Annotated in this window: 16 protein-coding genes and 1 pseudogene; 1 reads left to right on the top strand and 16 read right to left on the bottom strand. The window is 36.6% G+C overall.

The genetic code is table 11. The features are described 5' to 3' along the window. Positions 1–10 precede the first annotated feature (10 nt). The 11 genes and pseudogenes from ACU5DF_RS21285 to ACU5DF_RS21235 all read right to left on the bottom strand — a co-directional run. A pseudogene (locus ACU5DF_RS21285) lies at positions 11–1297 on the bottom strand (TadA family conjugal transfer-associated ATPase); the annotation flags it as partial. A gap of 204 nt (positions 1298–1501) precedes the next feature. Further along, positions 1502–2710, bottom strand: a complete 1209-nt coding sequence (locus ACU5DF_RS21280) for a nucleotide-binding protein (protein WP_446714084.1) — start codon at positions 2708–2710, stop codon at positions 1502–1504. A 14-nt stretch (positions 2711–2724) separates the two neighbouring features. Beyond that, on the bottom strand, positions 2725–3252 hold the full coding sequence (locus ACU5DF_RS21275; RefSeq protein ID WP_446714083.1) for a TadE family protein: 528 nt from the start codon (positions 3250–3252) through the stop codon (positions 2725–2727). Next, positions 3252–3683, bottom strand: coding sequence for a TadE/TadG family type IV pilus assembly protein (locus ACU5DF_RS21270; protein ID WP_446714082.1), 432 nt, complete (start codon positions 3681–3683; stop codon positions 3252–3254). The genes ACU5DF_RS21275 and ACU5DF_RS21270 overlap by 1 nt, the downstream gene beginning before the upstream one ends. A gap of 1 nt (position 3684) precedes the next feature. Beyond that, positions 3685–4896, bottom strand: coding sequence for a TadE/TadG family type IV pilus assembly protein (locus ACU5DF_RS21265; protein WP_446714081.1), 1212 nt, complete (start codon positions 4894–4896; stop codon positions 3685–3687). Between the two features lie 34 nt (positions 4897–4930). After that, positions 4931–5122, bottom strand: coding sequence for a hypothetical protein (locus ACU5DF_RS21260; protein ID WP_446714080.1), 192 nt, complete (start codon positions 5120–5122; stop codon positions 4931–4933). Positions 5123–5133: 11 nt separating this feature from the next. Continuing rightward, a complete protein-coding gene (locus ACU5DF_RS21255; protein ID WP_446714288.1) occupies positions 5134–6600 on the bottom strand; it encodes a type II and III secretion system protein family protein in 1467 nt (488 codons plus the stop codon). Positions 6601–6608: 8 nt separating this feature from the next. Then, the gene (gene cpaB, locus ACU5DF_RS21250) at positions 6609–7361 is read right to left on the bottom strand and encodes a Flp pilus assembly protein CpaB (RefSeq protein WP_446714079.1); all 753 of its coding nucleotides are present in this window, start codon (positions 7359–7361) and stop codon (positions 6609–6611) included. A 14-nt stretch (positions 7362–7375) separates the two neighbouring features. Then, on the bottom strand, positions 7376–8698 hold the full coding sequence (locus tag ACU5DF_RS21245) for a DUF8689 domain-containing protein (RefSeq protein ID WP_446714078.1): 1323 nt from the start codon (positions 8696–8698) through the stop codon (positions 7376–7378). A gap of 21 nt (positions 8699–8719) precedes the next feature. Next, on the bottom strand, positions 8720–9229 hold the full coding sequence (locus ACU5DF_RS21240; RefSeq protein WP_446714077.1) for a prepilin peptidase: 510 nt from the start codon (positions 9227–9229) through the stop codon (positions 8720–8722). Positions 9230–9247: 18 nt separating this feature from the next. After that, entirely contained in the window at positions 9248–9436 is a 189-nt protein-coding gene (locus ACU5DF_RS21235) for a Flp family type IVb pilin (protein WP_446714076.1), read from the bottom strand. 221 nt (positions 9437–9657) lie between these two features. On the opposite strand from ACU5DF_RS21235, the gene ACU5DF_RS21230 reads away from it, so the two are divergent. Further along, positions 9658–10407: a helix-turn-helix domain-containing protein gene (locus ACU5DF_RS21230; protein WP_446714075.1), complete on the top strand. Its 750-nt coding sequence runs from the start codon at positions 9658–9660 to the stop codon at positions 10405–10407. Between the two features lie 41 nt (positions 10408–10448). On the opposite strand, the gene ACU5DF_RS21225 is transcribed toward ACU5DF_RS21230, so the two are convergent. From ACU5DF_RS21225 to rppH, 5 genes are all read right to left on the bottom strand, one after another. Beyond that, the gene (locus ACU5DF_RS21225) at positions 10449–11300 is read right to left on the bottom strand and encodes a thymidylate synthase (protein WP_045102860.1); all 852 of its coding nucleotides are present in this window, start codon (positions 11298–11300) and stop codon (positions 10449–10451) included. Between the two features lie 86 nt (positions 11301–11386). Further along, positions 11387–12238, bottom strand: coding sequence for a prolipoprotein diacylglyceryl transferase (lgt, locus tag ACU5DF_RS21220; RefSeq protein ID WP_446714074.1), 852 nt, complete (start codon positions 12236–12238; stop codon positions 11387–11389). Positions 12239–12248: 10 nt separating this feature from the next. Continuing rightward, positions 12249–13052: a sulfite exporter TauE/SafE family protein gene (locus ACU5DF_RS21215; protein ID WP_446714073.1), complete on the bottom strand. Its 804-nt coding sequence runs from the start codon at positions 13050–13052 to the stop codon at positions 12249–12251. Next, positions 13053–15314 carry a phosphoenolpyruvate--protein phosphotransferase gene (gene ptsP, locus ACU5DF_RS21210; protein ID WP_446714072.1) on the bottom strand — a complete coding sequence of 754 codons (2262 nt, stop codon included), beginning with the start codon at positions 15312–15314 and terminating at the stop codon, positions 13053–13055. 36 nt (positions 15315–15350) lie between these two features. Continuing rightward, entirely contained in the window at positions 15351–15863 is a 513-nt protein-coding gene (rppH, locus tag ACU5DF_RS21205) for an RNA pyrophosphohydrolase (RefSeq protein WP_005417607.1), read from the bottom strand. Positions 15864–16306: the final 443 nt, after the last annotated feature.

The following is a 16306-nucleotide window of genomic DNA, read 5'->3' as shown; positions in this document are numbered from 1 at the left end:
TAGCCCCCTTTTATTGTTCCTCTTCATGGAATAACTCAAACGGCAGTGCTATCCCCCTCTTAGTTAATTTATCATAACAACTAGGAACCACTCCTGTTGCTGTATAATAACCAACTACATTTCCATCACTATCAAGGCCTGTTCGCTGAAATTTAAATATCTCTGACATGGTAATAACCTCCCCTTCCATTCCATTAATTTCTTGAACACTGATCATTCGTCGTCTTCCATCTTCTTGGCGATCCATCTGAACGACTAAATGGATCGCTGAAGCGATTTGATTACGTAAATTTTTAGTTGAAATACTCCAGCCAGCCATAGCAAACATGTTTTCGATTCGACTTAATGCGTCTCTCGGTGTATTAGCATGAATGGTTGCTAAGGAACCATCGTGACCAGTATTCATTGCCGCTAGCATATCAACGGCTTCACTGCCACGAACTTCCCCAACAACAATTCGATCTGGCCTCATACGTAAAGAGTTTTTAACTAACTCTCTTTGACCTATTGCCCCTTTTCCTTCTAGATTCTCAGGGCGAGTTTCAAGGCGAATAACATGAGGCTGTTGAAGCTGTAATTCAGCTGAATCTTCAATAGTAATGATGCGTTTATCACTTGGAATGAAACTTGAAAAGATATTTAGAGTTGTGGTTTTCCCTGAGCCAGTACCGCCAGAGATGAGGATATTTAACTCCCCTTTTACAGCGGCATCTAAAAACTTTGCCATAGACTCAGAGAGTGAATTAAATCTAATCATATTGTCTATCGTCAATCTATCAACGGAGAAACGGCGAATTGAAATAGAAGGGCCATCAATAGCAAGCGGAGGAATAATCGCATTAACTCGTGAGCCATCAAGTAAACGAGCGTCAACCATCGGAGATGATTCATCAATCCGACGTCCAACCTGACTAACAATACGATCAATAATATTTCTTAAATGTCGGTCATCTAAAAAAGTATAAGGTGTTCTCTCTAATTTCCCAAAACGTTCAACATATACACTTTTTGCTCCATTCACTAAAATATCAGATACTGTGGAATCACTTAACAAAGGCTCTAATGGCCCTAAGCCAAAAACTTCATCTTCAATTTGATGAATAACTCGCTTTCTACCTTCTGCACTAAGAGGGTGATCAGTATCTTCTGACATTAAATGAATAATTGCATCATGCAAATCTGCTTTCGCTCGCTCTTTTTCCAAGCTAGAAAGTAAACCAAGATCGAGGGTTTCTAGTAATTTTTTATGGTAAAAATATTTAATTTCCAACTCTTGTTCGAGTACTTTTTTTTCTTCTTCTAGATTTTTACGCTTATTTTCTTGCTCGCCTTTTTTTCGTAAAATACTTGCTTCTCTTTCTTCTTCAACTTCATTGTTTATCTCTCTATCTACTTCTCCCTTCAGCTCTGTTGCTACCGGAACTCTAACTTTATTTACTTTTTCTTTAAACTCTGGATTTATATTTTTCCGTTTAAAAAACATAATTTACCCCTGACATTATTAAGAAAATATTTTTTCAAACCATCCCTGAGGCTCAATTTTAATTGGAGAGAAACTTTGAGAGAGAAGTTGAATAGATTTAGTAATGGTACTTTTAGGCTTAGTCTCAACAAAAGGCACACCTAAATTTGTACTTTCAATAACTATTTTAAAGTCATTTGGGATCAAGTGCTGTTGAAATCCAGGGATCGCTTTTTCAATATCTTTTCGCTCGATAGATTGCTTTTGATCGTAGCGATTAATAATGAGTTCAATTTGTTCAGAATTGACACCATAGTCATATTTTAAATTTCTAATAATTCTTGTGGCGTTACTAATCGAAACTAAGCTTTGTTGTAGAACTAAAAATAGATGCGTCGCAGGTGAGAAGATAGGTGAAAACATATGATCAATACCACGAGAAAGATCAACAATAATATATGCATAAAACTGTCTTAATAATGGCAATAGTGTACTTAATTGCCTTGCTTTTTCGTACTCATCATTGCCATCCTCATGCCTAAAGCTAAGTATATGTAAACCAGAAGAGTGTTTAGATACAAGGCCATTAAGTGAGACTTCATCTAAGTCACGAAGACTAGAAATAGCATCTGTAATACTGTATTTGGGTATGATATTAAGGTATTCCGGAATAACCCCAAATTGCATATCAATATCAAGTAATAGAACGTCATCTTGATTTAACATTGCAACATTAACCGCTGTATTTAAAGCTAATGTTGTCGCACCAGACCCTCCCTTTGTGTTCAAAAATAAACATAATTCACCTAAATGACTGTTTTCAATTTTATCCTCTGCTGTTTTCTTGAGTATTGGCATTAATTCGTCAATATTCACATTTTCAGACAGGAAATCAGAGGCGCCTAAACGTAATGCTGCTTTTAAAGCTTGATTGTCATTTTCATCACCAAAAACAATTAGAGATGATTCATGTTCACCAGATGGAAATTCATAATTTTGTAACTCTACTATTTTTGAAATCCAATCCTCCCCTGTTTCAATAAAAATTAAATCAGGAGCAGAAAGAGCAGAAAAATCTTTTGTACCTAATAATGTCAAAGGGATAGATTCAATATGAACACTTCTACATTTTTGAAATTCATTATCCATATGTGTTCGATAAGATTCAGTCGCATGAATATGCCAAATAATAATATTGGTTTTTAATCTAAACTGACTTGTATTATTTTCTGTTTGTTTATCTACCATATTAATCTAGCCTCTTAACAATCAATAATAGTCCCTGAATTTTCATCATCTTCTCTTGGTCTAACAACGCCTAAGCTCTCTGCTGGTAATGTTGTCTGGTATGATTGAACCTCAATAACGCCACCATCTCCAATAAAACTTAATACGCTTAAAAAATGATATTGGTAGCCATCGATTCTAGCCCTAACAAAACGAATTTTTGAAAACTCACTACTTTGAGCTGCTGTACTTAATTCATCAAACTTTGACAAATCCAATACTTGTCCTGAACCATCTAAATATTCAATAACCAATTCATCGCCAGCAAACCCCATAGGGTAGTTTTCAACGACTTCATCCATATAAGGGATATCTTTCTGATCTAATACATAACACACAGTAGCTAAACGCGCGGCTTTTCGAGTCATTTCATTTAGCATCTGTAAAGAATATACATAACGCCCTATTTCTATTACTCCAAGGATCATCACCATGACAGCCAGAGCAATCACTGTAAACTCAATGATGGTGATGCCTTTTTGAGTATTTCTATGAGTTTTCATTACCCCGTCCTCATCATAGAGGTAGCAGAAATAGTCAAGGTAAGTGGGATATCAAAAAAGGGGATACGCTCAATAAAGGGAATATAATCATAGCTCACGGTTACAGTGACAAAATGATCGATATGCTCAATCATAATATTATCAGCGGTAAGTGAATCTAGTTTTACCGCCCCGCTTCCTAAGTCATTACCATGTAAGATGACATTTTTAATTTTATTAATATCAGCTATTTGGTTAGTTGTTGCTGTTCCATAAATATGAATTACTGCATAACGGCACCCACTTTGGGTCAGTTTATTAAGAGTGTTATATTTAATAAAAATGGAACCTATCTCACTGAGAGATACCATTAGAATCAATAACACAGGTAACACCAAAATAAATTCAATCGCTGCAATACCAGCTTGTGTATTTCCTTGAGTAATTCGCATATTAAGATTCTCCGCTTATAGGATCTCGGTATAATTGAATTTTATATGCACCTTGACGACTTGGTATCACTCCAGTAGAACCATTGCTTACTGTGCAGTCTTCAATAAACTCTCCAAAAACGGCTTGAGTTCCCGAATTATTTGTTGGGGCTTTTTGAAGTAGAAAAAAACAACCAATAGAAACAATAGGAAGCGTGGTTGTACCTCCTTTTGCACCAGAACAATTAGCAATGGAAACAGGCAATACTCTACGTCCAATTTCGCCTTTGCTACAATAAGGATCGTTAGCACTTAAACCATCAACGCAAGCAGAAGCAGATATTTTATACTCTTCATATCCCCAAGAATCGGTATAAGTAACGTTTCCATTTTTATCAATAGTAGCGAGTGTATCTGGTTCTTTTATATAAACATCCGAAGGATAATCTTCTTCTTTTAAATTTGATGAATATTCTCCAAATCTCGTATTTAGACCTTGCCCAACGGGACCAACATTCCCTCCCGGCTTTGTTTGAGCTATGTCGTCAATATCCATACACTCAGAAAACGCCCCTGCCATTGCACTGCGTATTGCACTTGCCCCTGAACCAAAATCTAATAATTGAAAATTACCTGCCCCCATAGAAGATTGGCTTTTTGCAGACAGTTTTAATGCATAAACTTGATTTTCTTGATAACCATAAAAGCCACTACTATTAGATAAATCGGCACATACAACCATAGGAACAATGTTACATGAATTGGTGATAGAGGAGCTAGGGCCCGCAACAGCACTGGCTGAAACTGATTTATTTAAACCAAAGAAAGGCAGTATAAAATTACTTAGGGGGACGCTACTTACAGATACTCTAACGTAGCTTTCCAAGTTAGAATTATAACTCCCACTAAAGTCGAGGGGATCATTTGATAAGGTCACTGTAATAGCATTATCAGGTATTGTTAGCTCTGTATTACCTTTGGATGCTGACATGCTAGCAATACTTTCATAAACACTTTTTTTTACTGTCTCTTCATCTTTACCTGTATCGAATAAAACCGCTGCAGATAAAGCAGCTGTGTCCACTATATTCTGCAAACGAGTTTTATTTAATAAGGCATGATTAACATCAATCGCAAGGGCAGAAAAACCAATCAAAAAAATCATAGTAAGAGTAACTAGCACTAAAGTAAGGCCAGTCTGTTTACTAATGTTTTTCTCAGATAATTTATTCATGTTACCTCCTGGGTAACCCTTGCTAAGCAGTTAATTATTTTACTTTTTTATTTTTAATCATACTTCCTGTCGGAATGTAATCTCTATTTTCTTCTGTGGCCTTTTTGTTGTATGTCTGTTCATCTTTCAACTGATAAACAGACTTTCCTAGAGGGGCATCATTTGCACATCCAGTAAAGATTGTAAAACTCGCAATAACAATCCCCACTTTTAATATAATTCTCATAACTTTCCTCCCTAAAGTGAATGCCCAAAGTTACCCTCAGAACCACCTTGATTCATAGGCACTATAACCTCAGGGAGCTTACTTTTATCTGATCGGCTATTCTTATTTTCATCAATATAAGACGCACTACCTAGTAAGTAATACTCAAGATCATTTGGATCAACAAAAGCATCTGTGGGTAATGAAATTTTTGCTCTGTCTATTGGTTTTGCTAAGCGTGGAGTCACTAAAATAACTAACTCCGTCTCACCAGATATATACTCTTGACTATTAAAGAGCTGTCCAAGCACAGGGATCTCTCCAAATCCTGGCATTTTACTGGTCACATCCCGAACATTTTCACTTAATAAACCCGCAATACCTATCGTTTGTCCATCAGCCAACTCCAATGTAGATGATGCACTTCGACGTGTAATTGGAGGGATATAGTAGCTAGCATTAGATAAATCAGGTGTGATCGTTAACGAGCCAGCATTAGCTATTTCACTCACATCTACTTCCAATTTTAAGTTGATTTTTTTATCGCTTAATACCGTAGGTACAAACTTCAAGCCAACACCATATTCTTTATATTCAATTACAATACCATCATCATCCGGAACTGGTATTGGGAACTCACCACCTGCTAAAAATTCAGCTTTAGTGCCACTTAACGCAGTTAAATTGGGTTCTGCTAGAACTTTTGCTAACCCGTTCTGCTTTGCTACATCCAAAGCAAATGAAAATAAGGTATTACTATCAGAAAAAGTACCTAGTAACCCAGTGCTGTCAATTGATGGCGCATTAAATATAGGCCCTAAGACTCCACCAACATCATCAATAATGCCACCTGTAGAAGTCGCTCCCCAAGAAAGACTTCCACTGCTTTGAAAAAAGTGAAAATTTGAATCAAAACGACGAACTAAACTCCTTTGAACTTCAGCAACCGTCACTTCAAGCATGACTTGTTGTGCTCCACCGATGGTCATTAAATTAATAACATTGCTTAGCTCTTCTTGCTTTTTTGATACTTTGACCTCTTCGTCAACGACTTCTGCTGGCGCATAGGTTTCTGCTATTTTAATCGCTGTTTTCATACTTTCTAAACTGCTTACTTGTCCACTAAGTACCAGTTTTCCTTGAGCGCTATGAATCTTAATAGTTTCATCGGGAAGAAAAGCATATAGCTTTGCTTTGAGGTTATTTAAATCATGGGTGACTTCAATGTTAAAAGATTCAATCAATCGTCCATTTCTATCCCAGGCCATTAAGTTTGTAGATCCTAGCTTTTTACCAATCAAAAAAACTTCATTTGATTTAAGGATGATAATATCCAACACATCTGGATCCCCAAGAGAAACTTGTTTTGCTTTTCCGGGCAAAATAACATGGGTAGATTTATGATGAGCAACGGTTACCGTTTTTCCTGTTAATGTCGACGCATATCCAGAAATACTAATAACAAAGAAGCTGATTAATATGGTTAATTTATAATTCATCATAAACCTTAATCCTTAACTCTAATGTTAGTCGACTGAGTCCCTTTAATAATAGTGACACTTGATGGTGCAACATACTTCCTGCGTACCACTTTCTCTACGGGCTCATGCGGATTTCGTAATGCTAACTGAATCTCTCCTTTTGCATTTGCTGTAAGTAACTTTTCTGCTTCTTTTGGTGATACTTCTAAAGTCACAGCCCTAACGATTACTGGCGTGTTATCTCCAGTTTTGGCTGTTTGATCCACAGCTAATACTTTTATATCCTTTAAAATCGTTGAGGTTTGTACATTAACCTTTCCTGACCTAACGGTATTTAACACATCTACCTTATTTCCTGGTAATAAAAAGCCTGCGACCCCAATAACATCATTAACCCTAATCGTAACCGCTCGTTTATGATCTGGAATAAGAGCAGCAAGCGAGGCTCCCTCTCCAGGATTAACTAACCGAGAGCGATGGATAATCTCATCAGGATAAATTGGATTCGTAACAACTTTGCCAATTAGCTCATCGACCACATCAAATTGATATTCTTTTTTCCATGATTCTTCAAGCAATTTAATCGCAATATGTTTCTCTTCAATAATTGTTCCGACATGAATTTCTTGAACAGCAACAATAACAGGCAAGCGATTAATAACTTCAACTTCAACTTCTGGCTGTACTTGTGTATCCATCCATTGTTTTGCAAAAAATACTGCGCCTAAACCAAGTATTATTGATAATGCGAATAATAAAAATAGCTGCATACGGCTCATAATCTATCCTCCATCTAGGCATCATCAGTAAAATACAGAGCCCAAGCTTGCTCTAATATTGATGAATTGATACAGGGTTCCAATTCTTCAAATAACACGATGTCTCGACATATGCCTGCAATATCTTTTGGCAAACAGGGTAAATACTCAACTTGAGAGGTGTTATGTAATTCATAGAGCTTTGTGTACATTCCCTCTGATAGGCTCAACTCTTTACTGTTTGCTACCCACTTCCATAAATCCTGATAATCAGATTTATCTAAAGCAGAAAATTGAACTTTATAGCCTAAACGACGCAAAAATGCGGGATCTCCTATATCTTGTGGAGATAAGTTACTTGAAAAAGCTAACGTTAATATGAATGGAATGGTAGTTTGCTGTCCGTTCGGTAATGAAAGATAGTCAAATCCATACTCCATCGGAACAATCCAACGATTTAATAACGTGGAAATAGGCATCGGCTGGCGACCAAGATCATCTATAATTAGAATTCCATTATTGGCCATCATTTGTAGAGGAGCCATCCAGACACGGTTATGCTCCGTATGATTAACTTCAAGCATATCCATTGTTAACTCACCACCAACTTGCACATTCGGACGTTTACATAATATCCAACGTTTATCGTACTGTTGTTTAAAATAGCAAGTAAGACTCTCTTCCTCATTGATGGCATAATGATGATGCTTGGTAAACACTTTAATAATATTGCCATTTGCATACACGGCATAAGGTATATAAACCGAGGTATTTAAAGCATTTAATAAACGCGTCGCAATAAAACTTTTTCCTGTCCCTGCATCTCCATATAGCAGTAAAGCTCTTCCTGAATTAATAGCTGGCCCTAAAGTACCAATCAATCGATTAGCCCCATAAACATCATGAAATGCAGTAGTTAAATCCGTTTTTGTTATTGTGTTTGTTCGTAAATCTTGTGCTTCAACTAAGTCTCGATAATCTTCTAATGAAACAGGAGCAGGCCCTAAATAAGGATCTTTTTTAAAAGCTGAATCAGCAAAAACTCTCCCCTGCTCTGATAGTGCATAACGCACATGAGCATTCGCTAATGAATGAGAAGATAGCTCTGATTGAAACACTTCAACTTGTGATTTTTTTCTTAATATTGATAATAAATCTTCCACTATATGGCTATTTATTCCCAACAAATGTGTTAAATGAAGAACATCTGATTTTGGATAAGCCGCTAGGTGCTTTAAAATCAAATTTTCAATTACCGCTGGTGGGATATTCAGCTCTTTTATTGATATCGCAACACCTGGCGGATCAACTTGTGGAACCAAACCTTGATTATTCACCTCCTTCTGTACAGTATCCATAGAGACTCCAATCCATTGATTTTATGAAAAATAAGAATGTAGAGCTAAACCAATGACAACAATAGGAGCAAAAGGCATGACTGTCTTATTGATTGCTACATTACGAGTAATTAGCATTAGCATCACTTGTTTTATCGTTAATTCATTCGCACTTTTTTTTATTCTATGCAGTAAAGAGGGTGACTCTATTGAGTTATAAATAGAGTAAAAAACACCCACAATACCGGCAGCAATAATGATCCAATACCCAACAGAGGGCAATTGTACCCAGCCAACCAAGATCCCAATAACTCCCAGCAACTTAACGTCACCTGCAGACATTGCTTTTGCAAAGAACAGGAATAAACCAAGGATAAACATTGTTATACCTGCTAATAATCGATCAAAAAATAAATCTAAGGACCAATGTAAACCTAAATCTAACAGGCAGAAAAACAGTACTAATAAAAGTAGTTTATTTGGTATCCGATGCTCTTTTGCATCGCTAACTCCTATTGAAAATAATATAGGCCATATAATAATCGGGAACATAAGCAACCCACCAAAATACTACTCAGCAGGTGCGACATCAGTCTCAATACTATCAACAACACCAGATAATGAATCAGATAGACTTGACCAAGGATCTGCCGCAGTAAATGCAACAACTAGTAAAGCTGCACCAACCACATACTCAACAATAGTTAGTCCTTCTTCGTCTTGCATAAATTCTTTACAGTGCTTAATAAAATTATTCATAATAAACTCCATGACTATTTGGTTTCATTTATTTGTGGTTCAATTTAAATCTAGACCCTAATTTAAAGTCTAGGTTAGGACTTTCTTGCCATCTTCTTGAAATTTTCTATAAACATTCTATCTTTACAATATGCGTTTTAATTATTTATTGAAATATAACTTTACATTTCATTAGGCTAGAGATGTGTATTGGCTGTATAAAATATAGAGATGGTGACTATATGAATTCAAATCAAGCCTTATATTGGTTGGGAAACTCAATTAATAACTTACCAAATGAAAATCAAACTGTTATACAAAAACATTTTAATATAATCGAATTATATAAAGACATATCAATTATCAGTGCGTCTAGCATTAATATACTAGCGTTTAATGCAAGCACCAATGATGTTGATTTACTTAATGTTTGTTTGAAAATATGTGAAAATCTAAATAAAACACTACTAATATTTCATCATGGTAGATTAGATATAAATCAAAACATAGATGAAAGAAATTACATAAACATAAATACTAAAAGTTTAGACTTTGAATTAGAATTAAAAGAAATAAAAAAGATAATTTTCAAATCAAACTTACATAATAAGAAAATAGTAAATCGTATAGAAAAATCTAATAATTATTCTAATTCAAATAGAAGTCTTATCAATGTAATAAAATATATTGATGATAATTTATCAGAACAATTAAATGAGGGGGATGTAGCAGAATCTTGTCATTACTCCATCACTTATTTCTCTAAATTATTCCATAAAGAAATAGGCATAAGTTTTAGAGACTACCTTTGTTCTAAAAGAATCAATAAAGCCAAGAAGTTATTGATTGAAAATAGAGATATCAAGATAGCTATTATCGCATATCAATGTGGCTACCATGATGTTTCTTATTTTACTCGGGTCTTTAAGAAAAAAACGGGGAGTAGCCCTGGAGGTTATAGAAAAGAAACATTAAATAAGCTAATAACATAGAGCCTTTAACTTAGTAAAGGCTCTATCTAATACTACTCTTTTTATACTGAAAATGGATACTTAATCGCTTCATGGCTTTCATAGCCAATTACTTCAAAATCATCCATAGTTACCCAAGTTTCTAAATCTTCTAATGACTTGATCTTAGGGTTTATTTTAAAGATTGGGGCTGTTAATGGCTCACGCTTTAACTGCACTTCTTTCATCAATTCAAGTTGGTCTTCATAAATATGTCCATTAACAATCTTATGATAAGCCTTACCTGCTTTATGTCCTGTAATTTGAGCCACAATAGCAAGCAGAAAGTACACTTGAACCATGTTAAAATTAAGCCCTAACGGGACATCACACGAACGTTGGGTACTGTTTAAATATAGAGTATCACCTAGCAGTGAAAAGTGATGTGAGTACATGCATGGACGTAAACAACCCATATCAAATTCACCTGGATTATAGAAATTTAAGATTTCACCACGATCATCAATACCATTTCTTAAGTCATCAATTATTTTTTTTAATTGATCAACAAATTCGCCATTTGGCTTTGCCCACGAACGACCTTGAACTCCATATACTCGCCCCATATCATCTTCACCTTTTCGGTGAGGATTATTTAACCAAGCGTCGTTTAGATTTGAATTAGCATCCCATGTCTTAGTTCCAATCTTACGAAAGTCTTCTGCATTATCATAGCCACGAATATAACCAATCATTTCAGCAACAGCTGATTTCCAGAAACTCTTACGTGTCGTTACTAATGGGAACTCACCATTGGCAACATCATAGGTTAAATCGGCATTAATCACCGTCAAACAGCGCTTTCCTGTGCGTTCATTTTCAATCCAGTGACCTTCATCAACGATGCGTTGGCATAAATCTAAATACTGCTTCACGGTAGCGCTCTCTTAATATTTTCATAAAAAAATGGCCTCTAACGAAGAGGCCATTACTTAAAAATCGTTATTAACGCTATTCTAGCTTATTTTGCTTTCTGTTTTGAGCTATTTTCTTTTGCAGATTTTTTCTGTAAGTCTGTCGCAAAAAGATTACGTTTAAATGCCCAAAGCATCATCAATAGACCACCTATCACCATTGGTAGTGACAATATTTGTCCCATTGAAATCCAATCACCAAACAAACCTAATTGAGCATCCGGTTGGCGAACGTATTCAACTAAGAAACGGAAGGTTCCGTAGCCAAATAGGAATAAACCAGATACAGCACCTAATGGGCGAGGCTTGCGAATAAACCAGTTTAGAATTAAGAATAGAACAACACCTTCAAGGGCAAACTCATATAATTGTGATGGATGGCGTGGGAAAGGACCACCTGTAGGGAACACCATTGCCCAAGGCACATCAGTTACTCGCCCCCAAAGCTCCCCATTCATGAAATTACCCAAACGACCGGCGCCTAATCCAAACGGAACCAATGGCGCAACAAAATCAGCAATGGTGAAAAAGCTACGATTATTTTTATAGCCATACCAAAGCATTGCGGTAATAACACCTAATAAGCCACCATGGAAAGACATACCGCCAGTCCAGACTTCAAATAAATAAAGTGGATTATCTAAAAATTGACCAAAGTTATAAAATAAAACATAGCCAACACGACCACCAATCACAACACCTAAAAAGCCTGCAAAAAGAAGATCGCTTACTTGATCACGCGTCCAACCACTGTTCGGCTTGTCTGCGCGTTTATTTGCAAGCCATAAGGCAAACATAAAACCAAATAAATACATTAAACCGTACCAACGTACAGCTAGTGGCCCAATTTCAATCAATATGGGATCGATCTGTGGGAAGTTTAAATACCCCTGACTCATGACTACTCTCTTATCCTAAGAACATTTTACTGCCAATAAATACTAGAAATACGGCAAAGATTTTTTTCAATGTTTGTGTTGGTAAATGTGATGCTAACCTAGCTCCAACTTTTGTCGTTAACATGGAAGTAATGCTAACACCACAAAGAGCAGGTAAATAAATATATCCAATGCTCATTGATGGTAAATTATCAGCACTTGCACCATGTATAACAAACCCTATCATGCCAGCTATCGCTATTAATGTGCCACATAATGAAGAACTACCAATGGCTTTTCTCATATCTACACCATGAAAACTTAAATAAGGTACAGTTAGAGAACCCCCACCAATTCCAGCTAAACTGGAAATAACCCCAATAACGCCACCTGACGCGGCTAGTTTTATTGGTGATGGCATCGCTCTGGTCGCAGTAAGCTTAAGCGCTAACAACATCTGTAGGGCCAATAACAAGACAATCATACCAAATAGCTTTGGCAAATATTGGGTTGGAATTAATTCAGTTAAATAACTACCAATAAAGCCACCAATGATGACGCCTGGAGCTAAACTCTTAATGAGTGCTACTTCGACATTACCTAGGCGCAAATGGTTCAATGCTGATGAACTAGAGGTAAAAATAATGGTCGCAAGTGAGGTACCTAGTGCCATTTGCATCGCAATATGACTATCAACACCTGCTTGTGGAAGCAACCAAAGTAAAGCTGGAACGACAAGTAACCCACCACCAATACCCAATAACCCTGCCATCACACCAACAACGCTACCGAGCGCAAGATAAAGAGCAAAAATAGACCAAAAATCCAATAACATTTATTTACCTGCTCTAATGAATCCAGAAAGTTCTTTCTTCTCAAAAAATAAAATCATATCAGCTAAAATTTTCTCTGCATCATCATGATGTAAAAGAATATTTACTCGATGCTTCACTTCAGCCAAAGTTACTTGTCTAATAATATATTTTATCTTGGCTACATTTGAAGTGTTCATGCTCAAGCTCTGATAACCTAGCCCCATAAGTAGCAAGCAGCCAATCGGATCTCCTGCTAGCTCACCACAAACGCTGACAGGCAAATTATATTGGTTAGCAGTATCAACAATCTGCTTTAAAGCCAATAATACCGCTGGATGATAAGATTCATACACATGAGACACACGAGAGTTATTTCTATCTACTGCTAGTAAATATTGAGTTAAATCATTAGTGCCGACTGAAATAAAGTCAACCAAGCCTGCAACTCTTGGTAACAAGTACAGCATAGAAGGAACCTCAACCATCATACCAATACGAGGTTTAGAGAAATGATCATTAGATTCACTAAGCACTTCTTCATATGCTTGATTAATTAATATTCTTGCTTGCTTTAATTCAGGGATTCCCGAAATCATTGGCAACATAATAGATAAATTCTCATTACCTATATTCGCTTTTACCATAGCTTTTAATTGCAATAAAAAAATATCAGGGTGATCTAATGTGAACCGAATACCACGCCAGCCTAAAAATGGATTATCTTCTTCTATTGGCAGATAAGGTAAAGGTTTATCTCCACCAATATCTAACGTTCTCATTACCACAGGTTTCTGAGGATAAGTTTCTAATATAGATTTATATTGAAGGTATTGCTCTTCTTCAGATGGAAATCGTTGATGTAATAAAAAGGGGATTTCTGTTCGATATAAACCAACACCATCAACCCCTTGGTTAACTGCAATGCTTGAATCAGCACTCAAGCCCGCATTCAAATGGATCTTCATTCGATGTCCATCTTGCGTCAAGGTTGGCTTATCCAGATCTTGTGTAATTAATTCAGATAAAGCGGCTTCTTCATTCTGTAACTCAACATATTCCAGAATTAACGCTTCAGTTGGTTTAATGTAAAGTGAACCACTGTAGCCATCAACAATAGCCAACTCTTTATGATAATGAGTTGGGTTAAACTCTACGCCCATAATGGCGGGGATCCCAAGCGCTCTTGATAAAATTGCGGCATGAGAATTCGCAGCTCCCTCTAAAGAGATCACCGCTTTTAATTTATCTTTAGGAATACTAGCTAACATTGAAGCGGTTAATTGAGTTGTCACCAAAATAACAGGATGCGACAAATCAATATCCAACTTACCTTCATTATTCAAAAAATAAAGTAGCCGCTGTCCGAGCTCTCGAACGTCATTAGCACGCTCACTTAGGTAAGAGTCACTCATTCGATCAAAGCGTCCAGCATAAGACTCAATGACTTGACGTAGCGCCCATTCAGCAGAATCACCTTGGTTAATCTGTTTTTTCAAGGCACCTTTCAGCATAGGATCGTTTAACAAGTGAGTAAACAGATCAAAAATAGCTAAGGTTTCTGTATTTAACTCTTGTTCAAAACGCTTTCTTGCACGCCGAAAATCTTTTAACGCTAACTCAACCGCTACACCTAAACGATCTTGTTCCTGCTCAATATCAAGGCATGAGCTAGGTAGAATCGCTTCTACTTTAGGTTGTGCATCATCAAACCATAACGGGGCAATTGCTACACCGTTAGAGGCTGAGATCCCTTTAAATTGCTTTTGCTGAGTCGATGACGTTTGTAATTGAGTCGACCAGCTTTCTTGAGCTTTTGCGTGAGCAAGGACAACCGCAAGTTGGGCGGAAAGGGTAACTAAAAAGGATTCTTCAATTTCAGTAAACTGACGTTTTTCTTTCTGCTGAACAACCAATACCCCTAAATTTTGACGGCGGTATATGATTGGTGTTGCAAGAAATGAATTAAATTTATACTCAGCAATACTTGGAATATATTTATAAGATGGGTGTACCGATGCATTAGCAAGGTTAAGTGGCTCACAAGTTCGAGCGACTAATCCAACAAGACCTTCGTCTATTCCTAATGATACGGTTTTAGGTTTAGCTTTTAAGCCTTCCGTCGCCATCAGTTCTAATCGAAGGTTGTCATTGCTCATTAGGTAGACTGAACAACACTCAGTGTGCATTGAGTGTCGAGTATTTTTCACTAAGAGCGCTAAAGCATCATCAAGTGATTCTGCTTTAGCGACGTGATCAACTATGTCCCTGAGTTGAGTAAGCATGGTTGTCAATCCTTAAGGTTATAAGGTATCGACTGCTTAACCTTTTTTACCTTTCCTTTTAAATTTGCGTTCCTTAAACGGCATGGCGATCACCGCAAACTCTTTCAGTGCTCGGCGATAAACATCACGCTTAAATGAAACTACTTGTCTTACTGGGTACCAATAACTTACCCATCGCCAGCCATCAAATTCAGGCGAGCGATCTCTTTGCATATTCACCTTGGATTCATCACATTCCAAGCGCAACAAAAACCACTTCTGTTTTTGTCCGATACAAACGGGTTTTGAATCCCATCTAACTAAACGCTTCGGTAATTTATATCGTAGCCAATGTCGGCTGCTTGCTAAAATACGTACATCATTTTTTGTTAGGCCAACTTCTTCATACAACTCACGGTACATGGCTTGCTCTGGAGTCTCACCATCATCAATACCACCTTGTGGAAATTGCCACGAATGCTGTCCGTATCGTTTCGCCCAGAATACTTGACCATGGCTATTGCATATCACTATCCCGACGTTCGGGCGGAAACCATCGCCATCTATCACTGGGTGACCTCATCATAAACCTATATTGCCTCTGATTTTTTCACAGTTCGTCGCTTTGAGCAAACAGGATCATGACTTCTTATCACGTTTTACTAAAATAACCACTTTTCCTGAATAACTTTTAATCATCGATTAACTTATCAACACAACAATGAGAGGTCTCCCACATTTATTCACCTTTTCTGTGCATAACTTTGTGCAGAAGATATAAAAAAAATAAAAACGGAAAAAAAAACAGATCCTAAGCAATAATAAAAAATGGATAAAAACACAACAAAAAATATACCAAACAACCACTTACACATAAGATCATAAAATAGATCATTTTTACCAGAATGATGATGATTAAGATTAACACAGATTGATTAAATAATGACCAAATGATGAATTGCCCACAACTTATATTGAATTAATGATATAAACATCCAAAAGTCAATAACTTA

It is taken from the genome of Aliivibrio wodanis, assembly GCF_052920805.1.
Note: the sequence above shows the minus strand (reverse complement) of the source record. Positions and strands in the feature narration are given on the sequence as shown.